General features: G+C 61.5%; 22 protein-coding genes and 1 pseudogene. 18 read left to right on the top strand and 5 right to left on the bottom strand.

Translation table 11 applies throughout. From position 1 onward, the window contains the following. Window positions 1-301: 301 nt before the first annotated feature. From AC56QP_RS11360 to AC56QP_RS11345, 4 genes are all read left to right on the top strand, one after another. A complete protein-coding gene (locus AC56QP_RS11360; RefSeq protein ID WP_489859640.1) occupies window positions 302-451 on the top strand; it encodes a hypothetical protein in 150 nt (49 codons plus the stop codon). Next, a complete protein-coding gene (locus AC56QP_RS11355) occupies window positions 432-1,010 on the top strand; it encodes a hypothetical protein (RefSeq protein ID WP_489859641.1) in 579 nt (192 codons plus the stop codon). The genes AC56QP_RS11360 and AC56QP_RS11355 overlap by 20 nt, the downstream gene beginning before the upstream one ends. Window positions 1,011-1,256: 246 nt before the next feature. Continuing rightward, entirely contained in the window at window positions 1,257-3,080 is a 1,824-nt protein-coding gene (gene glmS, locus AC56QP_RS11350) for a glutamine--fructose-6-phosphate transaminase (isomerizing) (RefSeq protein WP_489859642.1), read from the top strand. 1,048 nt (window positions 3,081-4,128) lie between these two features. Further along, window positions 4,129-4,383 (top strand): helix-turn-helix domain-containing protein, encoded by a 255-nt coding sequence (locus AC56QP_RS11345; RefSeq protein ID WP_111547739.1) that lies wholly within the window; start codon window positions 4,129-4,131, stop codon window positions 4,381-4,383. 951 nt (window positions 4,384-5,334) lie between these two features. Here AC56QP_RS11345 and AC56QP_RS11340 read toward each other — a convergent pair. Then, window positions 5,335-5,718: a hypothetical protein gene (locus tag AC56QP_RS11340; RefSeq protein WP_489863626.1), complete on the bottom strand. Its 384-nt coding sequence runs from the start codon at window positions 5,716-5,718 to the stop codon at window positions 5,335-5,337. A 596-nt stretch (window positions 5,719-6,314) separates the two neighbouring features. Here AC56QP_RS11340 and queC point away from each other — a divergent pair. The 6 genes and pseudogenes from queC (at window position 6,315) to ubiM (ending at window position 11,490) form a co-directional block, all read left to right on the top strand. Further along, entirely contained in the window at window positions 6,315-7,013 is a 699-nt protein-coding gene (gene queC, locus AC56QP_RS11335) for a 7-cyano-7-deazaguanine synthase QueC (protein WP_489859643.1), read from the top strand. Next, complete coding sequence (queD, locus tag AC56QP_RS11330; RefSeq protein ID WP_489859644.1) at window positions 7,013-7,369, top strand: 6-carboxytetrahydropterin synthase QueD; 357 nt, start codon at window positions 7,013-7,015, stop codon at window positions 7,367-7,369. The genes queC and queD overlap by 1 nt, the downstream gene beginning before the upstream one ends. Then, on the top strand, window positions 7,366-8,100 hold the full coding sequence (gene queE, locus AC56QP_RS11325) for a 7-carboxy-7-deazaguanine synthase QueE (protein ID WP_489859645.1): 735 nt from the start codon (window positions 7,366-7,368) through the stop codon (window positions 8,098-8,100). Before queD ends, queE begins: the two co-directional genes overlap by 4 nt. A 498-nt stretch (window positions 8,101-8,598) precedes the next feature. Continuing rightward, window positions 8,599-9,219: pseudogene (locus AC56QP_RS11320) on the top strand (cation:dicarboxylate symporter family transporter); the annotation flags it as partial. 163 nt (window positions 9,220-9,382) lie between these two features. After that, on the top strand, window positions 9,383-10,072 hold the full coding sequence (locus AC56QP_RS11315; RefSeq protein WP_489859646.1) for a DsbA family protein: 690 nt from the start codon (window positions 9,383-9,385) through the stop codon (window positions 10,070-10,072). Window positions 10,073-10,308: 236 nt separating this feature from the next. After that, window positions 10,309-11,490, top strand: coding sequence for a 5-demethoxyubiquinol-8 5-hydroxylase UbiM (gene ubiM / locus AC56QP_RS11310; RefSeq protein ID WP_489859647.1), 1,182 nt, complete (start codon window positions 10,309-10,311; stop codon window positions 11,488-11,490). A 216-nt stretch (window positions 11,491-11,706) separates the two neighbouring features. On the opposite strand, the gene AC56QP_RS11305 is transcribed toward ubiM, so the two are convergent. From AC56QP_RS11305 to AC56QP_RS11295, 3 genes are all read right to left on the bottom strand, one after another. Continuing rightward, window positions 11,707-12,351 (bottom strand): FMN-binding negative transcriptional regulator, encoded by a 645-nt coding sequence (locus tag AC56QP_RS11305; RefSeq protein ID WP_489859648.1) that lies wholly within the window; start codon window positions 12,349-12,351, stop codon window positions 11,707-11,709. Between the two features lie 34 nt (window positions 12,352-12,385). After that, the gene (locus AC56QP_RS11300; protein WP_489859649.1) at window positions 12,386-13,288 is read right to left on the bottom strand and encodes a dihydrodipicolinate synthase family protein; all 903 of its coding nucleotides are present in this window, start codon (window positions 13,286-13,288) and stop codon (window positions 12,386-12,388) included. A gap of 61 nt (window positions 13,289-13,349) precedes the next feature. Beyond that, window positions 13,350-14,558 (bottom strand): trans-sulfuration enzyme family protein, encoded by a 1,209-nt coding sequence (locus AC56QP_RS11295; RefSeq protein ID WP_489863627.1) that lies wholly within the window; start codon window positions 14,556-14,558, stop codon window positions 13,350-13,352. Between the two features lie 99 nt (window positions 14,559-14,657). On the opposite strand from AC56QP_RS11295, the gene pdxR reads away from it, so the two are divergent. The 6 genes from pdxR to AC56QP_RS11265 all read left to right on the top strand — a co-directional run bounded on the left by pdxR (window position 14,658) and on the right by AC56QP_RS11265 (window position 20,772). Then, window positions 14,658-16,157, top strand: coding sequence for a MocR-like pyridoxine biosynthesis transcription factor PdxR (pdxR, locus tag AC56QP_RS11290; protein ID WP_489863628.1), 1,500 nt, complete (start codon window positions 14,658-14,660; stop codon window positions 16,155-16,157). 44 nt (window positions 16,158-16,201) lie between these two features. Further along, the gene (locus tag AC56QP_RS11285; protein WP_489859650.1) at window positions 16,202-16,426 is read left to right on the top strand and encodes a hypothetical protein; all 225 of its coding nucleotides are present in this window, start codon (window positions 16,202-16,204) and stop codon (window positions 16,424-16,426) included. Beyond that, the gene (locus tag AC56QP_RS11280; protein ID WP_489859651.1) at window positions 16,423-16,914 is read left to right on the top strand and encodes an MOSC domain-containing protein; all 492 of its coding nucleotides are present in this window, start codon (window positions 16,423-16,425) and stop codon (window positions 16,912-16,914) included. The genes AC56QP_RS11285 and AC56QP_RS11280 overlap by 4 nt, the downstream gene beginning before the upstream one ends. A 5-nt stretch (window positions 16,915-16,919) precedes the next feature. Further along, entirely contained in the window at window positions 16,920-17,870 is a 951-nt protein-coding gene (locus AC56QP_RS11275; RefSeq protein WP_489859652.1) for a PDR/VanB family oxidoreductase, read from the top strand. 52 nt (window positions 17,871-17,922) lie between these two features. Next, window positions 17,923-20,325, top strand: coding sequence for a thiamine pyrophosphate-binding protein (locus tag AC56QP_RS11270; protein WP_489859653.1), 2,403 nt, complete (start codon window positions 17,923-17,925; stop codon window positions 20,323-20,325). 267 nt (window positions 20,326-20,592) lie between these two features. Continuing rightward, window positions 20,593-20,772, top strand: a complete 180-nt coding sequence (locus AC56QP_RS11265; RefSeq protein WP_489859654.1) for a DNA -binding domain-containing protein — start codon at window positions 20,593-20,595, stop codon at window positions 20,770-20,772. A gap of 20 nt (window positions 20,773-20,792) precedes the next feature. Here AC56QP_RS11265 and AC56QP_RS11260 read toward each other — a convergent pair whose 3' ends face one another. Then, entirely contained in the window at window positions 20,793-21,074 is a 282-nt protein-coding gene (locus tag AC56QP_RS11260; RefSeq protein WP_489859655.1) for a DNA -binding domain-containing protein, read from the bottom strand. Window positions 21,075-21,180: 106 nt separating this feature from the next. Between AC56QP_RS11260 and AC56QP_RS11255 the strand changes: the two genes are divergently transcribed. Then, entirely contained in the window at window positions 21,181-21,414 is a 234-nt protein-coding gene (locus tag AC56QP_RS11255) for a helix-turn-helix domain-containing protein (RefSeq protein WP_489859656.1), read from the top strand. Between the two features lie 373 nt (window positions 21,415-21,787). After that, complete coding sequence (locus tag AC56QP_RS11250) at window positions 21,788-22,552, top strand: ArdC family protein (protein WP_497109045.1); 765 nt, start codon at window positions 21,788-21,790, stop codon at window positions 22,550-22,552. Window positions 22,553-22,699 lie beyond the last annotated feature (147 nt).

Genomic DNA, 22,699 nt, shown 5'->3' with positions numbered 1-22,699 from the left:
TGTTTGCTTTAAAAACCTCACAGTGCCCACATGGCGGTCGTAATGAACCTGACTTTTTGCCAATGTTTGTTCTGAACCTGACATTTTGTCCGCCGCTGTCAGGCTTTGGACATGCACCACGCGCTTAGCCCCGCCAGAAAAGCGTGGCCCATCCGCACGATCCTGAAGCCCCAAACCGTCAGAACCCGTGCGACACCGTCGCATCACGTCGTGCCATGCATCGATGCCAAGCGCCTGGGCGTTGAGCTCGCCGAACGCCAGAACATCATCGACGAGAGTTCAAGCTCGACCGGGATGCGCAATGCCGAAGCCGACGGCCCACATCATCGACTGGTTCCACATCGCCATGAAGGTCCAGCCGATGCAGCAGATCGCCGATCATATGGCTCGATCCCGATCGGGTCTCTCTGAAGCGCTTCCCGCAATCGACCGTGACATATCAGAGCGGTGAGTGGCGCCTGTGGCATGGGCGGGTCGATCGCGCGATCACCGATCTGGAGCAACTCTTGGAGAGGGTGAAGGCTTCGCAAGGAGACAGCGAGTTCTCCATCGCCCGACTTCAAAGCCTCGGCTTGCAGCTCCTGACCTATATCCGTTCGAACCGCGGCGCGATCGTCAACTATGGCAAGCGCTACCAAGCCGGCCTTCGCGTCGCAACGACTCTGGCTGAATCGGCGGTGAATTCACTTGTCGGCAAGCGGATGGTCAAGAAACAGCAGATGCGGTGGTCGCTCCAAGGTGCTCACATGCTCATGCAGGTCAGGACGGCAGATCTCAACGGCGAGCTTTCGCAATCGATTGCGGGCACCGTTCCGACAGCCAGAGCCGAACGTGCCACCACTATTCAAGCCCAAACCGCCTCTCCTGCGCCTAACCCCAGAGAAGTTACCGGCCTCAAAATACTGCCCGTGCCGGCTCGCTACCGCGTCGGACCTCCCAAGATATCCCAGCGAGGTCGGGATCTCGGCATTCCCTTTCTGAGCCTCTGGTCCATAGGCCGCAATCGATAGAGTTGGAATATCCATATTCCGCTTGTGATGACTAGCTCCGATCTAAGTGCTCAGCCTCCAACCCGATCAGGAGCTGTCAAACGCGACTTCGTTTATCCAAAGGGTGGATGGCAGGTATGCCTACAATCGATTTTACCAATATTACAGGCTCCTACTAAAGATCCTGAATGAAAACGGGCCGGGTGGGTATCCGTCCTCGGGATTACTGCGTTGGGCTGAAGCTGCCGGAAGAATGCGGAGACAAACATGTGCGGGATTGTTGGCATCGTTGGGCAACAGCCGGTGTCGGACCGGTTGGTCGACGCGTTGAAGCGTCTGGAATATCGCGGCTATGATTCGGCCGGCGTTGCGACGATCGCCGAGGGCGCCTTGCACCGCCGGCGCGCCGAGGGCAAGCTCGTCAATCTGGAGACGAGACTGAAGGACGAGCCGCTGGGCGGCAACATCGGAATCGGCCACACGCGTTGGGCAACCCATGGAGCATCAACCGAACGCAACGCGCACCCGCACTTTACCGACGGTGTCGCCGTCGTCCATAACGGCATCATCGAGAATTTCACCGAGCTGAAGGACGAATTGACGGCGGCGGGAGCCGAGTTCCAGACCGACACCGACACCGAGGTCGTCGCGCATCTCTTGGCACGACACCGCCGGGAGGGCATGAGGCGGCGAGAAGCAATGGCTGCCATGCTGAAACGCGTCAGGGGTGCCTACGCGCTTGCCATCATCTTTGAGGATGATCCGTCGACCATCATGGCAGCGCGCAACGGACCACCGCTGGCGATCGGTCATGGCGACGGCGAGATGTTCCTGGGCTCCGACGCGATTGCGCTTGCTCCCTTCACCAATGAAATTACCTATCTCATCGACGGTGACTGGGCCGTTATCGGCAAGACGGGCGCCCATATCTTCGATTTCGACGGTCAGCCTGTCGAGCGTCCGCGCCAGACCTCCACGGCCGCGGCCGCTCTGGCCGACAAGGGCAACCATCGCCACTTCATGGAGAAGGAAATTTACGAGCAGCCCGAGGTCATCTCCCATGCGCTCGGCCACCATATCAACATCATAGAGAATCGCGCCGACATGGTTTCTGGCATCGATTTCGCCAGGATCCCGAGCCTGGCGATCTCTGCCTGCGGCACCGCCTATCTCGCCGGACTGGTCGGAAAATACTGGTTCGAGCGCTATGCGCGCCTGACGGTCGAAATCGACGTTGCGTCCGAATTCCGTTACCGCGAGATCCCGTTGTCGCCGCAGTCGGCGGCTCTTTTCATTTCGCAGTCTGGTGAAACCGCCGATACGCTCGCATCGCTGAGGTACTGCAAGGACCTTGGGCTGAAAGTTGGCGCCATCGTCAATACCTGCGAATCGACCATCGCTCGGGAGGCCGATGCGGTCTTCCCGATCCTTGCCGGACCGGAGATCGGCGTCGCTTCCACCAAGGCTTTCACCTGCCAGCTTGCCGTTCTTGCCGCACTCGCCATCGGCGCCGCCAGGGCCCGCCGAACCGTAACCGAAGACGAGGCGCAGGCGCTTGTCAGCAGCCTCACCGAAGTCCCACGCGTCATGGGCCAGGTACTCGACAGCATCCAGCCGGAAATCGAGCTCCTGTCGCGCGAATTGTCAAAGTGTCGTCACGTCCTGTATCTCGGCCGTGGCACCAGTTTCCCGCTGGCGATGGAAGGTGCGCTGAAGCTCAAGGAGATTTCCTACATCCACGCCGAGGGCTATGCGGCAGGTGAATTGAAGCACGGTCCAATCGCACTGATAGACGAGAACATGCCAGTGATCGTCATCGCGCCGCATGATCGCTTTTTCGACAAGACCGCCTCCAACATGCAGGAAGTGGCTGCCCGTGGAGGGCGGATTATCCTCATCACCGATGAAAAAGGGGCCGCCGCATCGAAACTCGACACCATGCACACGATCGTGCTGCCGGTCGTCGACGAGATTATCGCGCCAATGATCTTCTCGCTGCCGATACAGCTTCTTGCCTACCATACGGCGCTCTTCATGGGCACAGATGTCGACCAGCCGCGCAATCTCGCAAAATCGGTCACTGTCGAATGATTGTAACGCTTTTGCAGGTGGCGATGCTGCTCCTTTTCGAAAGCGCCAACACCTTAACGTGCCTTTTAATGATGGGGCCGAATCCTGTTTAGACTGCCGGCGTCGAATCGGAACGATGGCCGGCATGGTCGGAGTTCGCAGCAGGTCATCGCCCGAAAGCGGATTGAACCATAGGAGGACCGAGCCAATTCTTACTCAAACCTACCCTAGTGATTTCGCGCCATCCGATACTCTGGGGGGACGTATTTCGTTCGCTCGCGAGGTCACCAAACTTACAATGGCGCAGGCCGCACGCCGGCTTGGTGTCCAGACGGCATGCTGGAAAGCATGGGAATGCGACCGCGCCGCGCCGCAATCCAATCGCCTTGCGATGATGGCGGGCATCTTGGCCGTGAGTCCCTCATGGCTATTGTCGGGAATGGGCGCCGGTCCACTGGAGCTGGTTGCGAACGATCGTGCCGCCCTCCTGCAGGAGCTGCAAATCGCCTCTGCTGATGCTGTGGCTTCGCAAAAACGTGTGCAACAAATCGTTGCGTTACTGGGGTCGGCTCCGGTAGCCGGAGACCCGCTCTAAGCGTGGTATGCAAGCGGTTGGATCATAAAGACGGGGGGTTCTGGAGCCCAAAAGTGTGGGGACTCCTGGACGGGCAGCAAGCCGACTGATTCGCAAGAGGCGCGGGCGGCGGAGGGAGTTGGTCGAAGCTATCGGCGTCCGCGAGGCTGGGTAGACGGTGCCGCGACTGCAGGCGGCGGCAGGTGAGTTCGAGTTGCTGCTCAAGAAAGCCATCGGCGAGAATGAGTCGCGTGGGATCGCAGGACGAATGCGGTACAATCGATCCGACAATCTCAGGGCTGGCCGCTTGTTGGAACTTGATCAGTAGCAGGTGAGCCGCCATATCCCGACCCGGCTGGCAATTTCGAGTGGCCCATTCCATGGATGAGGCCAGTCCGGCCGAATCGACGTCCATTTTTTTGATTTGCTGGATGCGCCAGCTCGGGGGGAAATCTCCCGATTTGTCAGGCGCTCCTTCTCTTCTTGGAGGTGTCTATGAAGGATTCGCGCATTCCCGAGCCAGTCTTGGCGGCTATGTCAGGCGGAACCCACATCATCCGCGCTTATCGAGAGCATCTTGGATATTCAATCGAGGACCTCGCTGTGGCGTGCGGGCTTTCCGCCGAGGAAATCCAAAACATCGAGTCGGGTCTGAGGTACAACAAGGGCTATCGGGATCGGATAGCGAGATCGCTGTCCATGCCTGTGGGAATTCTTGAGGCAGAGTCGGACATATCCGACGCCGCGTGATCGGTAGGATAATCTGCAAATGAGTGGAAGGTCCGCTACCTTGTGATGTGTCGTTTGCGACTGATAGTCGACGCTTGATTCCGTTGGACGCGAATGCCCTCTGGCGCAGTACCGCCAAGAGAATTCTCGTCCACTGTCCGGGTCAGGGATCGCACACGGGCTCGCCGAACAGGAAGTTGGAACAGGCGATATTGCCGCCCGGAGGGCTGCGACACGAGCACGATAGCATCGGCTCGCGACGAAGGATTGCTAACGGTGAACTCATGCTGGTCGGCAAGGCGATACTGGCTGCAGCATCAAATTGGCCGACGAGAGCGGCCCATCACGTTGGGCAGGATCGGCCGACATGGCTGGCTTCGCGCACCGCTCTCACAAACAACACATCGGGCACCCAGACGCTCCGGGTTGACTATGGGTGTCTGAACCGCGAAAAGGGGCCGCTCTTCGTGAGTGGCGTGCGCCGGCAGTCTAACCCCAAGCCCCCCGCCCAGGCTGCCGGCGCGCTTCTTGGAACGTCGAGGCGGGCGACAACGAACGCCTCCCCGAAACGCGTCGATGAGATCCCGAGCGGCCAACCAGCATTCGACCTTCGCTTGCGCCTCTGCCCCTGACGCCCGAGGCATTGCGCTTCCTCCAGCGTGGTCGATCGTCACGCCCTCGAGTTCGGCGGCACGATCGCACGACAGCGGCCGCGGCAGGCTCCATTTGCATGAGGGGCTCATGCCTTCAAATAGCTGATGCATGTGCGCGTTGCGCAACCTCCGTGCATGTTGCTCGATGCCAGGCGCAGACCTCGCTCTACAGGATTGCGCATCGATGCAAGGCCTACGCTTTGATCGCCATCATCGCGGCCATTGCGTTGCCGCGATCGCCGAAGCCGATTACGACAATCATGCCGGCGGGCCGGCAGCGATGCCGCATGCAAAATCCACAAATGATTGTAGCCAAACGCTAGCTGCCCGGCATATGTCCGGCCTTTCGCAAGGCCCCTAGGAACAGACTGGCATGGCCGGTGGCATCGATCTTGGCCTGCATCGACAGGGGCATGCTGTGCCAGTTCTCCAAGGGCGCAATGAAATGTGAGAAAGTACCGTTGACCATGCAATGGTGGGTAGCGAGGCCCGGTCTGTCCAACGCCAGCACGCCGGTCAGCTCACCCTGATATCGGATCGCTGCGACCCGCTGGACCTCCGCGTCACCGTCGACCCGCACGTCGAAAAGCAGGCTGCCGCGGCTCCTGGTGGCTATCTCCGCGGCTTTTTCAGCGAAGCTCAGGGAGAGCGAGCGGACGCTTTCGACCGCCATCCGGAAAACCATCAAATCCAGTTCATTCATAAGGTAACTGCGCGCAACACTGGGGTGATTGCAATCGACGAACACGGCTTTTTCACAGATGTCGGTCACGACCGATCATTTAGGGTTTGCCGGTCGGCCATTGACCGAAGACGTGCTCCGTTCGAACCGATCCTTAAGCGCAATGCGCGGGATCTACGCAACCCGAAGAGCCGGCCAACCAAGTTGCCGCGACAATTGATGTCGTGATCATTCCAGACATCTGCGTTTCGGCGTATCCCATCTGGTAAGTCCGTTCTTTGCGGCAACGCCCATTCTCGGGCCGTCTTGTACATGAAACCTCGCGGTGGCGTCCTCGAAACGCGGGGCCGCCGGGCCCTTGATCGAAGCGTCGCGAACTTTGTTTTCCGAAGATTCGGTCCTCCTTCAGAGCCTATTCGACTCGCCTTTGAACGTCCACTGAAGCGTGCCGTTTCGCTCGTCCGTGTTTATTGCAGGGGCATCGCCTCAGGGCGCTTTGTCGCGTCAGCACATCAAACTCGTCTCCCTATTCACTTCACAACATGGATTTCCTGAAGTACGAGGAGCGCAGAGAAATCTCCGGTCGCAGCCTACCCGGTTAAAACAAGGACCCAATGATGAAGACTCTCGTCGTCTGCTCCGGCGGATTGGACTCCGTTACTCTTGCTCACAAGGTGGCAGCCCAGCACGAGCTCGCCGGCCTTCTGTCTTTCGATTACGGCCAACGGCACCGGAAGGAATTGGGCTTTGCCGCCCTTTGCGCTGAGCGTCTGAACGTCCCTCATCGCATTATCGACATCCGCGAAATCGGTCGCGGCCTTTCCGGCTCCGCGCTGACAGACAGTGTGGATGTGCCGGACGGGCACTACGCCGAAGACACGATGAAGGCGACGGTGGTGCCGAACCGGAACGCCATCATGTTGGCCACCGCCTTCGGGCTTGCCGCCGCGCACAAGGTCGAAGCGGTGGCGACTGCCGTGCATGGTGGGGATCATTTCATTTATCCCGACTGCCGTCCGGCCTTCATCGACTCTTTCCAGATGATGCAAGACCGTGCGCTCGACGGCTACGCGAAGGTTCGCCTTTATGCGCCCTATGTGAATCTCACGAAGGCGGACATCGTTAGGGATGGAGCAACATACGGCACGCCATTTGCGCAGACCTGGTCCTGCTACAAGGGCGCCGAGCGTCACTGCGGCAGGTGCGGCACCTGCGTCGAGCGGCGCGAGGCATTTCATCTTTCTGGGCACCCGGACCCCACCGACTACGAGGACTCCGACTTCTGGCTCGACGCGCTGCGAAGGAGGACCGCGTAATGTTCCGCATCACCAAGGAATTCCACTTCTCGGCCTCGCATCAGCTCACCTCGTTGCCGCCCGATCACCAATGCGCGCGCCTGCACGGGCACAACTACATCGTCGAAGTGGAGCTTTCGGCGAAGGAACTGAACGACGACGGCTTCGTGCGCGACTATCACGATCTGGCGCCATTCAAACGCTATATCGACGAGGGCTTCGACCACCGACATCTCAACGACGTGCTGGGACATGAGCAAGTCACCGCGGAATGCCTTGCCAGACATTTTTATTTATGGTGCAAGGCACGCCTGCCCGAAACTTCGGCCGTGCGGGTGAGCGAAACGCCGAAAACCTGGGCGGAATACCGGCCATGACCGATACGCATGCCGCAATCCGCGTGAGCGAGATTTTCGGGCCGACGATCCAGGGCGAGGGCGTGCTCATCGGTTTGCCGACGGTCTTCATCAGAACCGGCGGGTGTGACTATCGCTGTTCCTGGTGCGACAGTCTCCATGCGGTGGACAATCAATTCCGCAACGAATGGGAGATGATGCCAATCAATGCGGTATGGCAAACCGTCGTGACCCTTTCCGGCGGTCGGCCAGTGATGGTGTCGCTGTCAGGCGGCAATCCGGCCATTCAGCCGTTTCGTGCGCTCATCGAGCGAGGCCATCGTGAAGGTTACCGTTTTGCGCTGGAGACCCAAGGCTCGGTGGCCAGGGACTGGTTTGCCGACCTTGACGTGCTGGTCCTCAGCCCAAAGCCGCCTTCTAGCGAAATGAGGACCGATTGGGCCGCTCTCGAGGCGTGCGTCGATGCAGCGCAGGAGAAGCCTCAAATCGTGCTCAAGCTCGTTGTTTTTGACGAGAGCGACTACGTCTACGCGAAAGGCGCCGCGGAGCGATTTCCGCGCCTTCCGGTCTACCTGCAACCGGGCAATCACACACCGCCCGGTCCTGGCAACGAAGACGCGTCTGTCGATATGGACGGAATAATGAAACGCATGGAGTGGCTGGTTGAAAAGGTAACCGGCGACAGGTGGTTCGATGCCCGCGTGCTGCCGCAGCTGCACGTTCTGCTGTGGGGCAACAAGAGGGCCGTCTAGCCTGCGTCTTTCGTTGCACTGGAACTGCGTCTGCGGATCTTCGCTTGGGTGTCGACCCGTTGTTTCTTTGTGAAATCCGCAGCCGGCGTCGAGCTCCCAACCAGGCGCCGTTGATCCGGGCGGTGCGGAGGCAGCACAGCGATCGCGCCAGGAGCGCAACTTAAGGCCTTTGTCGCAACGCGGCCGGTCGACTCCCGCCATTTTGTAGAGCGCCAGACGATACGGGATCGCTGTGGCAATCGCTTGGCCGCCGCCAGGCTGCGTGTAACGCCCCGGAGCGACTCTCCCATCTCCCACACTGGGCCCTTCTCTCGATAAGAGGCACGCGCCAGTGGCGTTTGCAGAAATCCGCACAAGCACGGCGTGAAGTCTGGCGCAGGCCCACATTTGGCACGGCGCTTGCGGCGGCATTGGTGCAGCGTTCGACCGGAGCGTCGCGATGGCAGAAGCCTGGGAAGGGAGGAAGAGCCCGGCCCCCTATCCGGTTGGAGAGAGAAAATGGTGTTAGCTCCACAAATCCGCAGCGCGAGTCCCGTGCCTCGCAAGGCCTTCTACGCCAAGCCCTACGTGCAGGTGCTTGCCGCCATCGTCCTCGGCCATTTGTATCCTGAACTCGGCGAGAGCGTGAAACCGCTGGGTGATGCCTTCATCAGGCTCGTCAAGATGATCATCGCGCCTGTCATCTTCCTGACAATTGCGACCGGCATCGCCGGCATGAACGATCTTCACAAGGTCGGCCGAGTTGCCGGCAAGGCGATGGTCTATTTCCTCGCCTTCTCGACGCTCGCCCTTGTCGTCGCCAATGTCGTTCAGCCGGCCGCCGGCCTCAACATCGATCCGGCTTCGCTCGATGCCTCGAGTGTCAACACCTATGCCGCCAAGGCCCACGAGCAGTCGGTCACCGGCTTCCTGATGAACATCATTCCGTCAACCATCGTCGGTGCCTTCGCGCAAGGCGACATCCTGCAGGTCATGTTCTTCTCGGTTCTGTTCGGCATTGCGCTGGCGCTGGTCGCAGAGACGGGCAAGCCAGTCGTTTGCTTTCTCCAGGCAGTTATCGCCCCCGTTTTCAAGCTCGCGGCCGGCCACCTCGCGCGAGCGCCGCTCAGCCATTTGGGGGAGCGCGTCAAGCCGGCCTAGAGGAATTGCCGGCTGACATCGGCACCGAGAGAGCCCCGCGACTTCTCGTACTCCGGGAAGTGTCGGACAAGCGATCAAAAGCGATGACCGGCTTTATGCACCGTTGCTGCCCTGCTGTTCACTGTTGATTGGAGACCGCCCCATGTTCAAGCCAACCGCCGGCCTTGTCATCATCATCGTCCTTTTGGCCCTCGCCCTGCTCTTCTCCACGCTGGGGGCGCTACATCATCCTGGCATCATAGACACCCTGCAGCAGCTCGAAGACCGACGCCAACTCGCGGCGGAACTGAAGATCCTGATCGCGGCGCGGGGCGACGCACTCTTCAATGACCCCGCTGCGCCAACCGCTGGAAATCCGGAAGGCGACGTCGCTCTGGTCATCTTCTTTGACTACAACTGCCGGCATTGCCGGGAGGCAGCCCTCAATATCCAGCAAGCCATGAAGGACGATCGGAATCTGAAGCTTGTGTTCAAAGAGTTTCCGATCCTGGGACCCACCTCCAAATTCGCCGCGGTGGCGGCGCTCGCCTCCCAAAAACAGGGAAAATACGAGGCGTTCAACCGCGCCCTCATGGGTTTCCACGGCGTTGTCAACGAAAGGACCACCTTGACCATCGCAGAACATGTGGGCCTCGACGTTGAGCAGCTCGAGCGGGACATGGAAGACCCGGCCATCGCAGATGCTATTGCGCGCAATCGTGCGCTCGCCGGCGATCTGTACATCACCGGCACGCCGGCGTTGGTGGTCGGCGACGAAGTGATCCTTGGAGTGGTCGATGTTGACACGCTGCAACGCTCTATCGCCAATGCGCGATCAAAGCCGAAGGTTTGAGACAGTGCTTGAAATCTCCAATATCGGCATTTTGACGGCACTGGCGGCCGGCGCAATCTCGTTCCCCTCGCCATGCGTCCTGCTTCTCGCGCCCGGCTATATATGTTGCATGGTCGGCAACCCCGGAGTCGACCGACCATATCGTGCTGTCCGCAGCCGGCTTTCCATATTGCTTTTCGGCATCTTGTTCGCTCCAGCGTTTCGACCCTATTCGTGACGCTGGGGACGGCGTGCTGATGGCCGGCCGCGACGACATGTTCGACGTCGTTGTCGTCGGAGCCGGGCCGGTCGGTCTTTCGTTCGCCGCATCGCTTGCCCATAGCGAACTCAAGGTGGCGGTTGTTGAACAGCAGTCGCTGGAAAGGCTGGCAAATCCGGCTTTCGATGGTCGCGAGATCGCGCTGACCAACGCCTCGATCAGAATCTTTCGCGAGCTCGGCGTCTGGGATGCCATCCCCGATTCGGACAAATCACCACTTCGAGGCGCGCGTGTGCTCAACGGATCGAGCCCTTTCGCCTTGCGCTTCGATCCTCCCGGCGGATCCGGGGACACGCTCGGAGTTCTGGTCCCAAATTTTCGAATCCGCGATTCCCTGTTCAAGATCATCCGCTCGCAGGATCATGCCCAGCTGCTTTGCGGCCATTCGGTCGTCGATGCAACAAACTGCCACAAAGGAGCAGTCATGACGCTCGCCGATGGCAGGCAATTGAGCACTCGGCTTCTCGTTGCAGCGGATTCGCGTTTTTCCGCCACGCGCGACCTGCTCGGCGTGGGCGCCGATATCAATCGGCTTGGCAAGTCGATGCTGATTTGCAGGGTGAAGCACGAGCGCGTCCATCACCAGATCGCAGTCGAATGGTTCGATCATCACCAGACGATAGCGATGTTGCCACTCACGGAAGGCGTGTCGTCGCTGCTTGTCACCTTGCGCGCCAAGGAAGCCGACAGACTGCTTGCCCTCGACGACGATTTGTTCCTGTTGGAATTGACAAACCGATGTCGAGGACGCCTTGGAAAGATGAGCTTGGCAAGCACCCGCCATATCTATCCCCTGGTCACGACATGGGCGCACGCGTTCTGGGCCCCCAGCGTCGCACTCATCGGCGACGCAGCCATTGGCATGCACCCGGTGACCGCGCATGGCTTCAACATCGGCCTCAGCGGCCAGAAGCAACTCGCCCATAAAATCCTGACAGCTTGTCGCGACCGTCGCGACATTGCCGATCCTGAGATCCTTCACAAATACGACAGCTGGCTGCGCCTGTCGGCGGCGCCGCTCTATCATGCTACGAATATCCTCGTCGGCCTCTACTCAGGCGAGCACCCGGCGGCACGGCTTGCAAGACATGTGGGGCTTCGCTTTGCCCAATATCTTCCTTTTGTCCGCCATGGCATTTCGGCTATGCTTAAGCGGTGAACTCACACAGGCACGGCGCGGGCAAGACCTCGATAATCAGTCGGCAAATGCTGATCCGAGGCAGGCGTACCTGAAGTCATAATGACCGCACTGGCTATCAGTTTAGACCCGACGCGTGGATCACCTATGCGCTCGGGATTGAAGTTGCAAAGGTGAGCCGTTGGAACGCGGGCTTGGCACCTTCGGCGCAAACGCTTGATCCTATGGCGCAGTCTTTCAATCGCGTTCGGACTTCAGGAGCGCGGCGGCCAGCATCGCCGGACCGACGCCCCTGTCGCCATGGGCGACAAGCACTTCGCCGGCGTTGCGAATGTCACGCGGCTCTTTGGTCTGGCTCAGTTTGGCTTTGCCCACCAGACGAGTGATCTCGATCTCCAGTCCGACGATTGCCTTCACCAGGCTGTCAATGAAGTCTCTTGGGGCATCCCCCATCTTCCACGGGACAGGCTGGGTTGCCTCATGGCGATGAGTCAACTTCGCCACGTTGCGACGAACAAAACGCTCATCGTCGTGAACCGTGATGCGCCCGTAGGCATGCGCGACGAGGTAGTTCCAGGTCGGCACCTGCTTGTGGAACTCATGTTTGCTCGGATACCACTGCGGTGAGATGTAGGCGTCGGCCGCCCGGAACACGACGAGCACCTCATCGCCGGTCGAGACGTCCTGCCAGACCGGGTTGCTACGCGCGACGTGGCATCGAAGGCCACCGAGTTCTCCCGCCGACCTGTCGAGTTCGAAGGGGATGTGATTGGCGTCGAGCCCGCTCGCTGCGTGGGTGATCAGCACGCCGAGGGCGTTGTTCTCGATCAGATCGTAAAGAACCTCCCGGTCGGGCTCATCGAAATGAGGCGGCACGTACATGATTGTTCCTTTCGATGATTTTAAGGTTCGCGGTTCACGACCCGGTGCCCGATGGCAGACGTGCCAGCGCGGCAGCGACCTGCTGCTTGGCCGCGGCGGAGAGAGGCATGATTGGACGCGGAGGTTCGGCGCGGCAGATGTCGAGCAACTCGGCGAGCGCGTAGACTGTGCGCAGGCTGGAGACCTGTTTGAAGAGACCCCAGATTGGCGTCAATGCAGCGTCGAGGCGGCGTGCTTCGGCCGCATCGCCCGCCTGCGACGCCCTGACGATCTTTACGCAGACCTCGGGCAGGATGCCGCCCAGCACGCTGTACCAGGTGTCGGCTCCGGCGATCATGGCTTCGGTGGCGTTCCAATCGCCGCTGTAGCCGATCGAAAAGCCTTCCGGCACGATGCTCCTTTGCTCGGCCAGATGGCTCTCGATCGAGTCGCTCTTGCCGGTTGGATTCTTGATGGCGACGATCCCCGGCACCTTGGCCAGGCGGCCGACAAGTGCGGGAGTGAAATGGAAATGCGTCGTTGCGGGATTGTCGTAGATGACAATCGGAAGGCCGCTTTCGCGCGCCACGACCGAGAAATGTTCGAACACCTCGTCGTCGGTGAGCGAAGTGTACGAGACAGCCGCGAGCAAACCCGCGGCAGCACCGATGGCCTTGGCGTCCCGCGCAAGCCTTACCGCCTCGTCGGTGCGCAGTGCGCCCACGCCGACCACGATCGGCGCCCGTCCACCGGCTTCCCCCAGCGCTGTGGTCAATACGCGGCGGCGTTCCCCGCGCGACAGATACATATAGCATCCAGTGCTGCCGAGAAGGCCGATGGAATCGACCTTTGCGGCGCAAAGCCGTTTAATCAGCTTGCGCAGGGCCTTGGTATCGATGCGGCCGTCACGATTAATCGGCGTGATGGGGAATGCGGAAAGCCCGCTCAGGAATGCCATTGCTTGCTCCAGATTTCTGCATGAGCGCGCCAGTGTAGGAAGCCAGGATGGCAACCGCCTGTCAGAGCACGTCCAGCGCCTGCCTCAGATCGGCGATCAAGTCACCGGCGTCTTCCAGACCGACCGAGAGACGCATCAGATCCTCGCCCACGCCATCGGCAAGATGAGCATCCTTGCGGATGCTTTTACGGGCACGTGTCAGACTGGCCGGATGGTAGATGAGGCTGTCAGCGTCACCGAGGCTGACAGCTCGGGTGATCAGGTTGAGCCGATCCATCATCGCGCGCGCGCCCTCGAACCCGGCGTGGAGACCGAAAGCCAACATGCCTGACCCTTTGGACATCTGCTTTCGGGCAATCGCCTGATCGGGATGAGAGTCGAGAAACGGGTAACTCACCCACGCCACGGCCGGATGAACCTCGAGCGCCTGTGCGACGGTCTGCGCGGAGGCACTGTGGCGTTCCATGCGGATCGTCAGCGTCTTGAGCCCGCGCAGAATCAAGAACGCCGACATGGGCGAGAGCGCTGCACCGGTAATGTAGCGCAGGCCCGTTTCGTGCAGCGTGTGGAGCGTTTTCGCGTCACCCAGGATCGCCCCGCCGAGAGCATCGCCGTGGCCATTGATATACTTCGTCAGCGAGTGGATCACGATATCGGCCCCGTGTTCCAGCGGCCGCTGCAGCGCGGGCGAGGCGAAGGTGCTGTCCACCGCGACCTTCACGCCGCACGCATGGGCGCGCTCGGCAACGGCTGCAATGTCGACGATGCGGCTTAGCGGGTTGACCGGGGTCTCGAAGAAAACAAGTCGGGTCCGGTCGGTGATCGCCGCATCGAGACTGTCTGGCTCCGACAGATCGACTTGAACGACCTTGATGCCAAAACGCGGGACCGCCTGTTCGACCATGGCGAGTGTGTTCGCGTAAAGGGTCTTGTGGACGATGAGTTCGTCGCCCTGCGACAGCAGCGACAGGATCAGCGTGCCGAAAGCCGCCATCCCCGAGGCCACGACCAAACCCGCCTCTGCCCCCTCCAGATTGGCGAGCCGTTTCTCGAGGATTTCCGTCGTCGGATTGTATTCGCGAGCGTAAAGCCTGCCGCCGAGCGCGGCAGCTGCTTCGTTCGCCTCCACGCTCTCGAAGCCGTATGTGGAGGTCAGGAAGACCGGAGGCTGGACCGCGTTCGAAAATCCGACCGGATCGTAGCCAAAATGGATTGCGCGGGTGGCGAAACTGAGGTCAGCGTCGCACTGCGACCGCTCCGCAGCATACATTTTGGTTTGATCGGTCGTGCGGGTCATCGGTCTGTGGTGTCCTCTTGGATTTTCGGCAGGATGCGCTCAGACTGGTTTATATGAAATGTCCAGTTGGTGATGATTGAAATGGTCCAGTCGCAAGATCCCGGTTCTGCTGGCCATGTGCACGCCATGGGTGCACGCCAGATTTACATGGCGCTTCGAGACCAGATTCTTGGCGGTGTTTATGACACCGGCAGTCAGCTGCCGTCGTCGCGGGGGCTGGCAAATGAACTCGGCGTTTCGCGAACGACCGTCACCGTCGCCTACGAGCAGTTGGCCGCGGAAGGCTTCATAGACGTCCGGCAAGGCGCACGACCTCGCGTTGCATCTTCGCTGATCGGTCACGAGGCGAGCAGCACCGTCTCAAAACGCGCCGGCCCGATTCATCTTTCCGCCTACGGCGAGAGACTGCGCGCCAATTTGCCTTGGCCCGATTACCTGCCCAACCGGTTGAAAGTGGATTTCCGATATGGCGACCTCGCGCCGTCCGATTTCCCGGCGCTGATGTGGAAGCGCGCCATGAACGCGGCGATGTCGCAACGCCCTGGGCGCCTGGCTTATGACGATCCGCGCGGATCGCTTCGCCTGCGACAGGCGCTGCAGGGATATTTGTGGCGCGCCCGAACCCTGAGCTGCGAGGTCGAGCAGATCATCGTCGCAAGCGGCTCGCAGCAGGGTCTCGACCTTTGCGCGCGCTTGCTGCTCGATCCTTCCGACAACTTCGTGGTCGAGGACCCGTGCTACAGGATGGCGCGCCAGGTCTTTGCCAGCACAGGCGCGAGGCCTGTTTCTGTCACAGTGGATGGAGATGGGATGAAGACAGAGCTGCTTGAGGGGATCACGGCGCGGCTGGCCTATGTCACGCCGTCGCATCAGTTTCCGCTCGGCGGCGTGTTGCCGGTCTCGCGCCGGTATCAGCTCCTCGAATGGGCTCGGCACAATGACGCCTATGTGATCGAGGACGACTACGATGGCGAGTACCGCTACGACATTCGTCCGGTGCCCCCGCTGCACAAGCTGGAGGACCGCAGTTCCGTCATCTATCTAGGCACGATCTCCAAGACGCTGTCGCCGATGCTGCGCATCGGCTACCTCGTGGTTCCGCCGGAATTGCAAGACGTCTTCGCGACGGCCAAGCAGCTTCTGGACAGGCATTCTCCGGTGGCGGAGCAGGAGGCCCTGGCCCTGCTCATCGAAAGCGGCGGCTATGAAAGCCATGTGCGGCGCGTCCGCCGTCTGAACGGCGAGCGCCGGGAGACCCTGCTCGCCGCCCTTCGACGCGCGTTCGCAGACCGTATCGTCATCGAAGGCGCTGATGCCGGGCTGCATGTCGTCGTCTGGTTCAAGGACCTCCGTCGGTCATTGGAGGACGTGCTGGTTGAAGAGGCGCGACGAGAAGGCGTGGGTGTTCATTCAATATCGCCGCTCTACGGTCGGGAAACGGATGAAGGCCGCGCCGACCGGATCGGATTGGTGATGGGCTATTCCGCCTTGACCATCCGGCAGATCGAGAACGGCGTTCGATTGCTCACGGACGCTGTCGATCGGGTGAGAAGGAGCTCTCCAGACACTTAGGCTGCACGCAAGGTGCCGGCCGGCACGACGAACAAGCCTGACTTATGACGTTCGGCGATCTGCTGGACTGCCGACTGGATCAGGAAAAATCGCAAAAACTGGCTCTGTCAGTCAGGCCAGTGCGCAGGCAGAGGTTATCGTCGGATCAGGCTGTGACCTGCCACCGGAGCGCGGAAGCAGACATGGCGAACGGACATCTCGAGGAAGCAATCAAATCCGGCTGGAAGCTGGACGCCGCGACTGCTCTCATGGAGGGCGAAGAAGCATGACGTGGCAGGGAACGCTGCTCAACATCCATGTCGCGCCAGCCGCATCCTACGAAATGGAGGCGTTGACCGAGGCACAACTCGTTGCCGGGCGCGGCATTGTCGGGGACCGGTACTATCTCGGAACAGGGACCTACTCCCCGAAACCCGATGTGCGCGAAGTGACGCTGATTGAGGTCGAAGTCCTGGAAGCCATCGCGCAGGGCGAGCCGAGGATTCCGGGTTTCAAGGCCATGCTCGCGCCCGAAGATCACCGCCGCAACCTGACCACCCGAGGCGTTCCGCTCGGCCACCTCGTCGGCACGCGCTTCCGGATCGGGGAAACCGTCCTGCGGGCGGCGCGGATGAACTTTCCCTGCAGGTATATCGAGCAACTGCTCGGCATTCCCGATCTCTACGAGGGGCTTCTGAACCGCTCTGGCCTGAACTGCGCGATCGAGGTTGGTGGCGTGATCCGCCCCGGTGATCCGATTCTTCCAATGGACGAGTAATCGACATGGCCTCGCCCCGCATCATCATGAAGTTGACCGTGACCGCCGCCCGCAAGGAGCCAGGCGACGTCCTGGTCATCGACCTGAAACACCCGCGCAAACCTTTGCTGCCGCCCTTCGAACCGGGCTCTCACGTTGATGTTCACCTACCCGACGGGAAAGTGCGCCAGTATTCGCTCTGCGGCGATCAGACAGATCTGAGCCGCTACACAATCGCGGTGAAGCGCGAAGACATTGGTCGCGGCGGCTCCGCATGGATCCACGAGGCAGTGGCCGTCGGATGCACACTCCCGGTTTCTGCGCCTCGCAATCATTTTCCGCTTGCCCAATGCGAAGGGCCAACAGTGCTTTTGGCGGGAGGCATCGGGATCACCCCGATCCTGGCAATGGCGCGCGCCCTGGAGCGGCAGGGCAGGCCGTACGAACTGCATTACTTCACCCGCAGCCGAGCACTCACGCCTCTGTTGCCGATCATCGAGCGGGAGCTCGACCGTAGCACTGTGTGGCTGCATTTCGACGACGAGCCGCAGACCAGGCAGGAGCTTGAAGCCTTGCTCTCGACCCCTTCCTCCGACGCTCAGCTCTATTATTGCGGTCCGCCGGGATTCATGGCGGCCGTGGATAAGGCGAGCGCCGACTGGCCGGAAGGAAGCGTGCATTTCGAGGCTTTTCAGCCGCCGCAGCGCGACGACACGCCGCCCGAGCCCTTCACGATCATCCTTCGCGACGGGACAGTGGTTCCTGTCGCGGCCGATACGACGGCGCTCGCGGCGCTGCGCGGGGCGGGCGTGCTGCTCATGGCTTCGTGCGAGAACGGTGTCTGCGGGACCTGCGAATGCGGCATGCTGGAAGGCCAGCCGCTGCATCGCGACGCTGTTTTGTCCAAGGACGCTCGGACTCATCGTTTCATCCCATGTATATCGCGCGCAACCGGCGTGCTGAGGTTGGATCTGTGAAGACAGGCCTATCCGGAAGCACCGGTGCGATGCATCAGTTGCGGAGACTTGGATGACATCGAACTTCGCCTATCTCAGCCAGATCGAGCGCTGCGTCTCGTGGCTGGCCGCCTGGACGATCCACCACGCCAATCACGTGCGCGAAGGCGACGAGATCAAGGTTGGTGGCCACCAGGCCTCCTCCGCCTCTCTCGGCACGATCATGACCGCGCTCTATTACGCTGCGCTGCGTCCGCAGGACCGGGTGGCGGTCAAGCCGCATGCGGCGCCGATCTTCCATGCTATTCAGTATCTGTCGGGGAATCAGACGCGCGAGAAACTCGAAAACTTCCGCGGCTACAAGGGCGCCCAGAGTTATCCGTCGCGAACCAAGGACGTGGACGACGTCGACTTCTCGACCGGCTCGGTGGGCCTGGGGGTCGCGCAGACGCTCTTTTCTTCCCTCGTGCAGGACTATGTGTCCGCCCACGGTTGGATGAAGGGTCGGCCCGAGGGGCGCATGGTGAGCCTGATCGGCGACGCCGAGATGGACGAGGGCAACATCTACGAGGCCCTGATCGAGGGTTGGAAGCATGGGCTACGCAACTGCTGGTGGGTTGTGGACTACAACCGCCAGTCGCTCGACGCGGTCATCCGCGAAGGTCTCTGGCAGCGCTTCGAACAGATCTTCAGGAACTTCGGCTGGGACGTGGTCATCCTGCGTCACGGCTCGCTGCAGCAGGCCGCCTTCGCCGAACCGGCTGGGGAGAAGCTGCGCGACTGGATCGAGCGCTGCCCCAACCAGCTTTATTCGGCGCTCACCTTTCAGGGCGGTGCAGCCTGGCGGAGGCGGTTGCTCGACGAGATTGGCGATCAGGGGCCGGTCACGGTCACCCAACTGATCGAACGCCGTTCGGACGACGACCTGCAGGCGCTGATGGCCAATCTGGGCGGCCACGACCTGCCAAGCCTTCTCGAAGCCTTCGAGGCGGCCTCGCAGCATGACCGGCCGGTCTGCTTCATCTGCTACACGATCAAGGGTTATGGCTTGCCGCTGGCCGGCCACAAGGACAACCATTCCGGCCAGATGACGCCCGCCCAGATGGAAGGCCTGCGCCAGCGGATGGGAGTCCGAACCGGCGAGGAATGGGACAAATGGGCCGCGGCCACGTTGCCTGCGGCAGAACTGGAGGCCTTCATCGCCCAGGCGCCGTTCTTCAGCGAGGGCCGGCGCCGGCTCACTGCGCCCGCGGTTCCGGTTCCCGCGGCGCTGCCCGCGCCGGCGCAGGGTGGCAAGCAGGTCTCAACCCAAATGGGTTTCGGCCAGATCCTGAACGAGATCGCGCGCAGTGAAACGCCGCTCGCCGAGCGCATCGTCACGACGTCCCCGGACGTCACGGTGTCGACCAATCTCGGCGCTTGGGTCAATCGACGCGGACTCTTCGCCCGCGAGAGCATGGCCGATACCTTCAAGGCCGAGCGCATCCCTTCAACCTACAGCTGGGAGTTCGGGCCCAAGGGGCAGCACCTCGAACTCGGCATCGCCGAATCCAATCTCATGATCATGCTCGGCGCGCTGGGGCTGTCGCATTCCGTGAATGGCGTGCGGTTATTGCCGATCGGGACCGTGTATGATCCGTTCATCTATCGCGCGGCCGATCAGCTGAACTATGCCTGCTACCAGGATGCGCGCTTTCTGCTGGTCGCCACCCCCTCCGGCGTGACCCTCGCCCCCGAGGGAGGTGCGCACCAGTCGATCGGCACGCCGCTGATCGGCATGGCGCAGGACGGGCTTTGCGCCTTCGAGCCGGCCTTCGTGGATGAACTTGCGGTGATCATGCGTTTCGCCTTCGACTACATGCAACGGAACGGCGATGGCGATCCCGATGAAACGACATGGCTGCGTGATCAGACCGGCGGATCGGTCTATCTGCGCCTGTCCACACGGCCCTTGGAGCAGCCTCATCGCGACATAGGTGTGGAACTGGCGCGCGACATCGTCAACGGTGCCTATTGGCTGCGCCCGCCCGGACCGAACGCCAGCGTTATCATCGCCTACCAGGGCGTCGTCGCGCCGGAAGCGATTGCCGCGACGGGTCTTCTGGCGGAAGACCGCCGCGATGTCGGGCTGTTGGCAATTACATCCGCTGATCGGCTCAATGCTGGCTGGCAGGCCGCGGAACGCGCCCGCCAGCGCGGTGCGACCGGAGCGCTGAGCCACATCGAGCGCCTGCTGGCGCCGCTGTCGCGCGATTGCGGGATCGTCACCGTGATTGACGGCCACCCCGCGACGCTGGCCTGGGTCGGCGGCGTGAACGGTCATCGCGTCAAGGCGCTGGGCGTCGAACATTTCGGTCAGACCGGCACGATCTCGGATCTCTATCGCCACCACGGGCTTGATGCGAATGCAATCGTCCACGCGGCGCAGGCTGTCAGTGCCGGACGCACCATTCGCTATCTGAAGTCGCTGCCTTGAGGCGATGCCAGAACTTTTGCGTAATCGCTACGGGGTACGTCTGAGCGGTGTCGATCATGCGGCATGGAACTTCTCTCCACGTGTTGGTCTCGTGGACTTGCGTGGGGCGGGCGAGTGGTCGCGTCGAGGCATCGGCGTGAGGGCATTCATCTCGAGGCTCCTTTGCTCATGCGCTGGAGACTCATTATGAAACGACGCTTTGGCCGCGTGTTCGAAACACGACTTTGGCCGTGAATCCCCAAAGTGCGCCTGCACCTCTGCGCCTGAATGGACTGGACTTCAACGGGCCCGGAGCGTCACATCGCGATCGCTGAAGCGCTGATCGGCCGACGGCGCGTCCACGCCGACTGGAGTGATCCTCGCGATCACCTGCGCGACCGCATCCGCCGCGCCGTCTCTCGCGGCCGTGCGCTCATGCATGTCGGGTATCGAGACGTCCTTGTTTGAGAAGCATTTCAGGCGCTTCGTCAGCCGGCGAACAGCTCCTTGTAGCCGGTCGTAACCATCCAGTTCGCACGGTCGATATGGCTGCGAAGCGCCTTGCGCGCCCGGACCGGTTCGCGTGCCGGGTCGATGCCGAGAATGAGATCGGCCATCTCCTCTTCGCTGGCATTGTCGGCGCAGGCATCCAGGATCCGCAGGTAGATCGTGAAATGCTCCCTGTCGTAGCTCGTCAGGTTCTCCGCCCAGGGGACTTCGTCGCGCAGGGGTGAGCTTTGCTTCTCGTCTGTTGCCGTTGATCGATTCATGTCTGCCGCGAACCTCGCCCGTCGAGCGCCAGTATATCCCAAAATGGGATAATCCGAAACCGGGATTAGTCGCTGAGCCGGTCTTTACCCTGACCGGTTCGCCTGCATGCCCAAATCTCTTCGATCGCCCCGTCACCAGCGGTTTCTGACCCGGCTGATTTCGCTGCGCAAGGCCAAAGGCCTGACCCAGGCGCAATTGGCTGAGACGCTTGGTCGTCCGCAATCCTTCGTGGCCAAATATGAGGGTGGAGAGCGCCGTCTCGATGTCCTTGAGTTTCTCGACGTGACCGCGGCGCTTGACGCTGATGCGTGCGAGATTCTGTCCAGCCTGCGGTCCTAGCTGAGCGTCCGCGCGCCTGACGGCGCCCGCCGGGTGCTCGTGAACCGAGCCCGCTTTTCCTTCGCCAGGCTCAGGCGGTCTCGGCCATCTGGCTTCGCCCCCTGACGCGCGCAGCCTGTCGGCTGCCGACGGTCGCCGGCCGTCCGGCCGTCGCGGTCTGTCTGTTGGCCTTTCCCGGCGGCGCGCGGTGGGCGGCTCTCCCTTCTAGGCCAGCCGCGGCATCCCGCAACCCTGCGCTTGCGCTCCGGGTCCTCCTCTTCGTTCCGGTCCTTCGGATGCGGTCCGCCTTCGACGGCAGGCCTTTCCGGTCGCGACCCGCCGCCCACCCCGCTTCCGGGGAAAGGCGCGCGATTGGTGAGCGGAGGATGAAACGATGCGTGCAAACAGCAAACGTTCCGGCAGCGGAGAGGTTGGCGCGGGCAGGGGCGGGCGCGCGGGCGCCAGCCTCTATCAGGAGATCACCGACCGCATCATCGCCGAGCTGGAGCGCGGCACCGTGCCATGGGTCAAGCCATGGGGGAGCGCAAAGGCCGGCCTTGGGCTGCCGAGGAACGCGGCCACCCAGCGCGCCTATTCCGGCATCAATATCCTGATCCTGTGGGGCGCGGTGATCGAACGCAGCTACCCCAGCCAGAACTGGCTGACCTTCCGGCAGGCTGTTGGCCTTGGCGGCAACGTCAGGAAGGGCGAGCGCGGCACCACCATCGTGCATGCCGACCGCTTTGTTCCCAAAGACGAGAAGCAACGCGCCAAGGCCGATGGCGAAGAGCCACAGGCAGTGCCTTATCTGAAGCGCTTCACCGTCTTCAACGTCGCGCAGTGCGATAACCTGCCGGACCATCTTTACGCCGCCGCCGAGCCGCTGCCCGCGCGCGAGATCGTCCCGCAGGCCGAGGCGGTCATTCGCAGTAGCGGCGCGGATTTCAGGATCGGCGGCGATCGCGCTTTCTACATGCCGGGCAGCGACACCATCCAGGTGCCGCCGCAGCCGGCGTTCCTTCACCAGATCGACTACTACCGCACCTGCTTTCACGAACTCGGCCACTGGACCGGCCACCCGGCAAGGCTTGCCCGCGACCTCTCCGGCTCGTTCGGCTCCAAGGCCTATGCGCGCGAGGAACTGGTCGCCTTATCCTGACTCTGTAATCCTGTCTCAGAATCAGGCAATGGAAGCACCTTGCCGACGGTTCCGGTGAAGCTCGTCAGACGTCCGGGTCAAGCGTTCCCGCAGCGAAGCGAGGACAACGCTTTACGCGGCGGCGGCACCACAAGCTTGTTCATGGGG

Source organism: Mesorhizobium sp. RCAM 05104 (assembly GCF_059683645.1).
Note: the sequence above shows the minus strand (reverse complement) of the source record. Positions and strands in the feature narration are given on the sequence as shown.

Coding starts and splice junctions, on each gene's coding strand:
- AC56QP_RS11360 (WP_489859640.1), top strand. CDS start 302: ATGCCGAAGCCGACGGCCCACATCATCGACTGGTTCCACATCGCCATG.
- glmS (WP_489859642.1), top strand. CDS start 1,257: ATGTGCGGGATTGTTGGCATCGTTGGGCAACAGCCGGTGTCGGACCGG.
- AC56QP_RS11345 (WP_111547739.1), top strand. CDS start 4,129: ATGAAGGATTCGCGCATTCCCGAGCCAGTCTTGGCGGCTATGTCAGGC.
- AC56QP_RS11340 (WP_489863626.1), bottom strand. CDS start 5,718: ATGAATGAACTGGATTTGATGGTTTTCCGGATGGCGGTCGAAAGCGTC.
- queC (WP_489859643.1), top strand. CDS start 6,315: ATGAAGACTCTCGTCGTCTGCTCCGGCGGATTGGACTCCGTTACTCTT.
- queD (WP_489859644.1), top strand. CDS start 7,013: ATGTTCCGCATCACCAAGGAATTCCACTTCTCGGCCTCGCATCAGCTC.
- queE (WP_489859645.1), top strand. CDS start 7,366: ATGACCGATACGCATGCCGCAATCCGCGTGAGCGAGATTTTCGGGCCG.
- AC56QP_RS11315 (WP_489859646.1), top strand. CDS start 9,383: ATGTTCAAGCCAACCGCCGGCCTTGTCATCATCATCGTCCTTTTGGCC.
- ubiM (WP_489859647.1), top strand. CDS start 10,309: ATGGCCGGCCGCGACGACATGTTCGACGTCGTTGTCGTCGGAGCCGGG.
- AC56QP_RS11305 (WP_489859648.1), bottom strand. CDS start 12,351: ATGTACGTGCCGCCTCATTTCGATGAGCCCGACCGGGAGGTTCTTTAC.
- AC56QP_RS11300 (WP_489859649.1), bottom strand. CDS start 13,288: ATGGCATTCCTGAGCGGGCTTTCCGCATTCCCCATCACGCCGATTAAT.
- AC56QP_RS11295 (WP_489863627.1), bottom strand. CDS start 14,558: ATGTATGCTGCGGAGCGGTCGCAGTGCGACGCTGACCTCAGTTTCGCC.
- pdxR (WP_489863628.1), top strand. CDS start 14,658: ATGATTGAAATGGTCCAGTCGCAAGATCCCGGTTCTGCTGGCCATGTG.
- AC56QP_RS11285 (WP_489859650.1), top strand. CDS start 16,202: ATGACGTTCGGCGATCTGCTGGACTGCCGACTGGATCAGGAAAAATCG.
- AC56QP_RS11280 (WP_489859651.1), top strand. CDS start 16,423: ATGACGTGGCAGGGAACGCTGCTCAACATCCATGTCGCGCCAGCCGCA.
- AC56QP_RS11275 (WP_489859652.1), top strand. CDS start 16,920: ATGGCCTCGCCCCGCATCATCATGAAGTTGACCGTGACCGCCGCCCGC.
- AC56QP_RS11270 (WP_489859653.1), top strand. CDS start 17,923: ATGACATCGAACTTCGCCTATCTCAGCCAGATCGAGCGCTGCGTCTCG.
- AC56QP_RS11265 (WP_489859654.1), top strand. CDS start 20,593: ATGGACTGGACTTCAACGGGCCCGGAGCGTCACATCGCGATCGCTGAA.
- AC56QP_RS11260 (WP_489859655.1), bottom strand. CDS start 21,074: ATGAATCGATCAACGGCAACAGACGAGAAGCAAAGCTCACCCCTGCGC.
- AC56QP_RS11255 (WP_489859656.1), top strand. CDS start 21,181: ATGCCCAAATCTCTTCGATCGCCCCGTCACCAGCGGTTTCTGACCCGG.
- AC56QP_RS11250 (WP_497109045.1), top strand. CDS start 21,788: ATGCGTGCAAACAGCAAACGTTCCGGCAGCGGAGAGGTTGGCGCGGGC.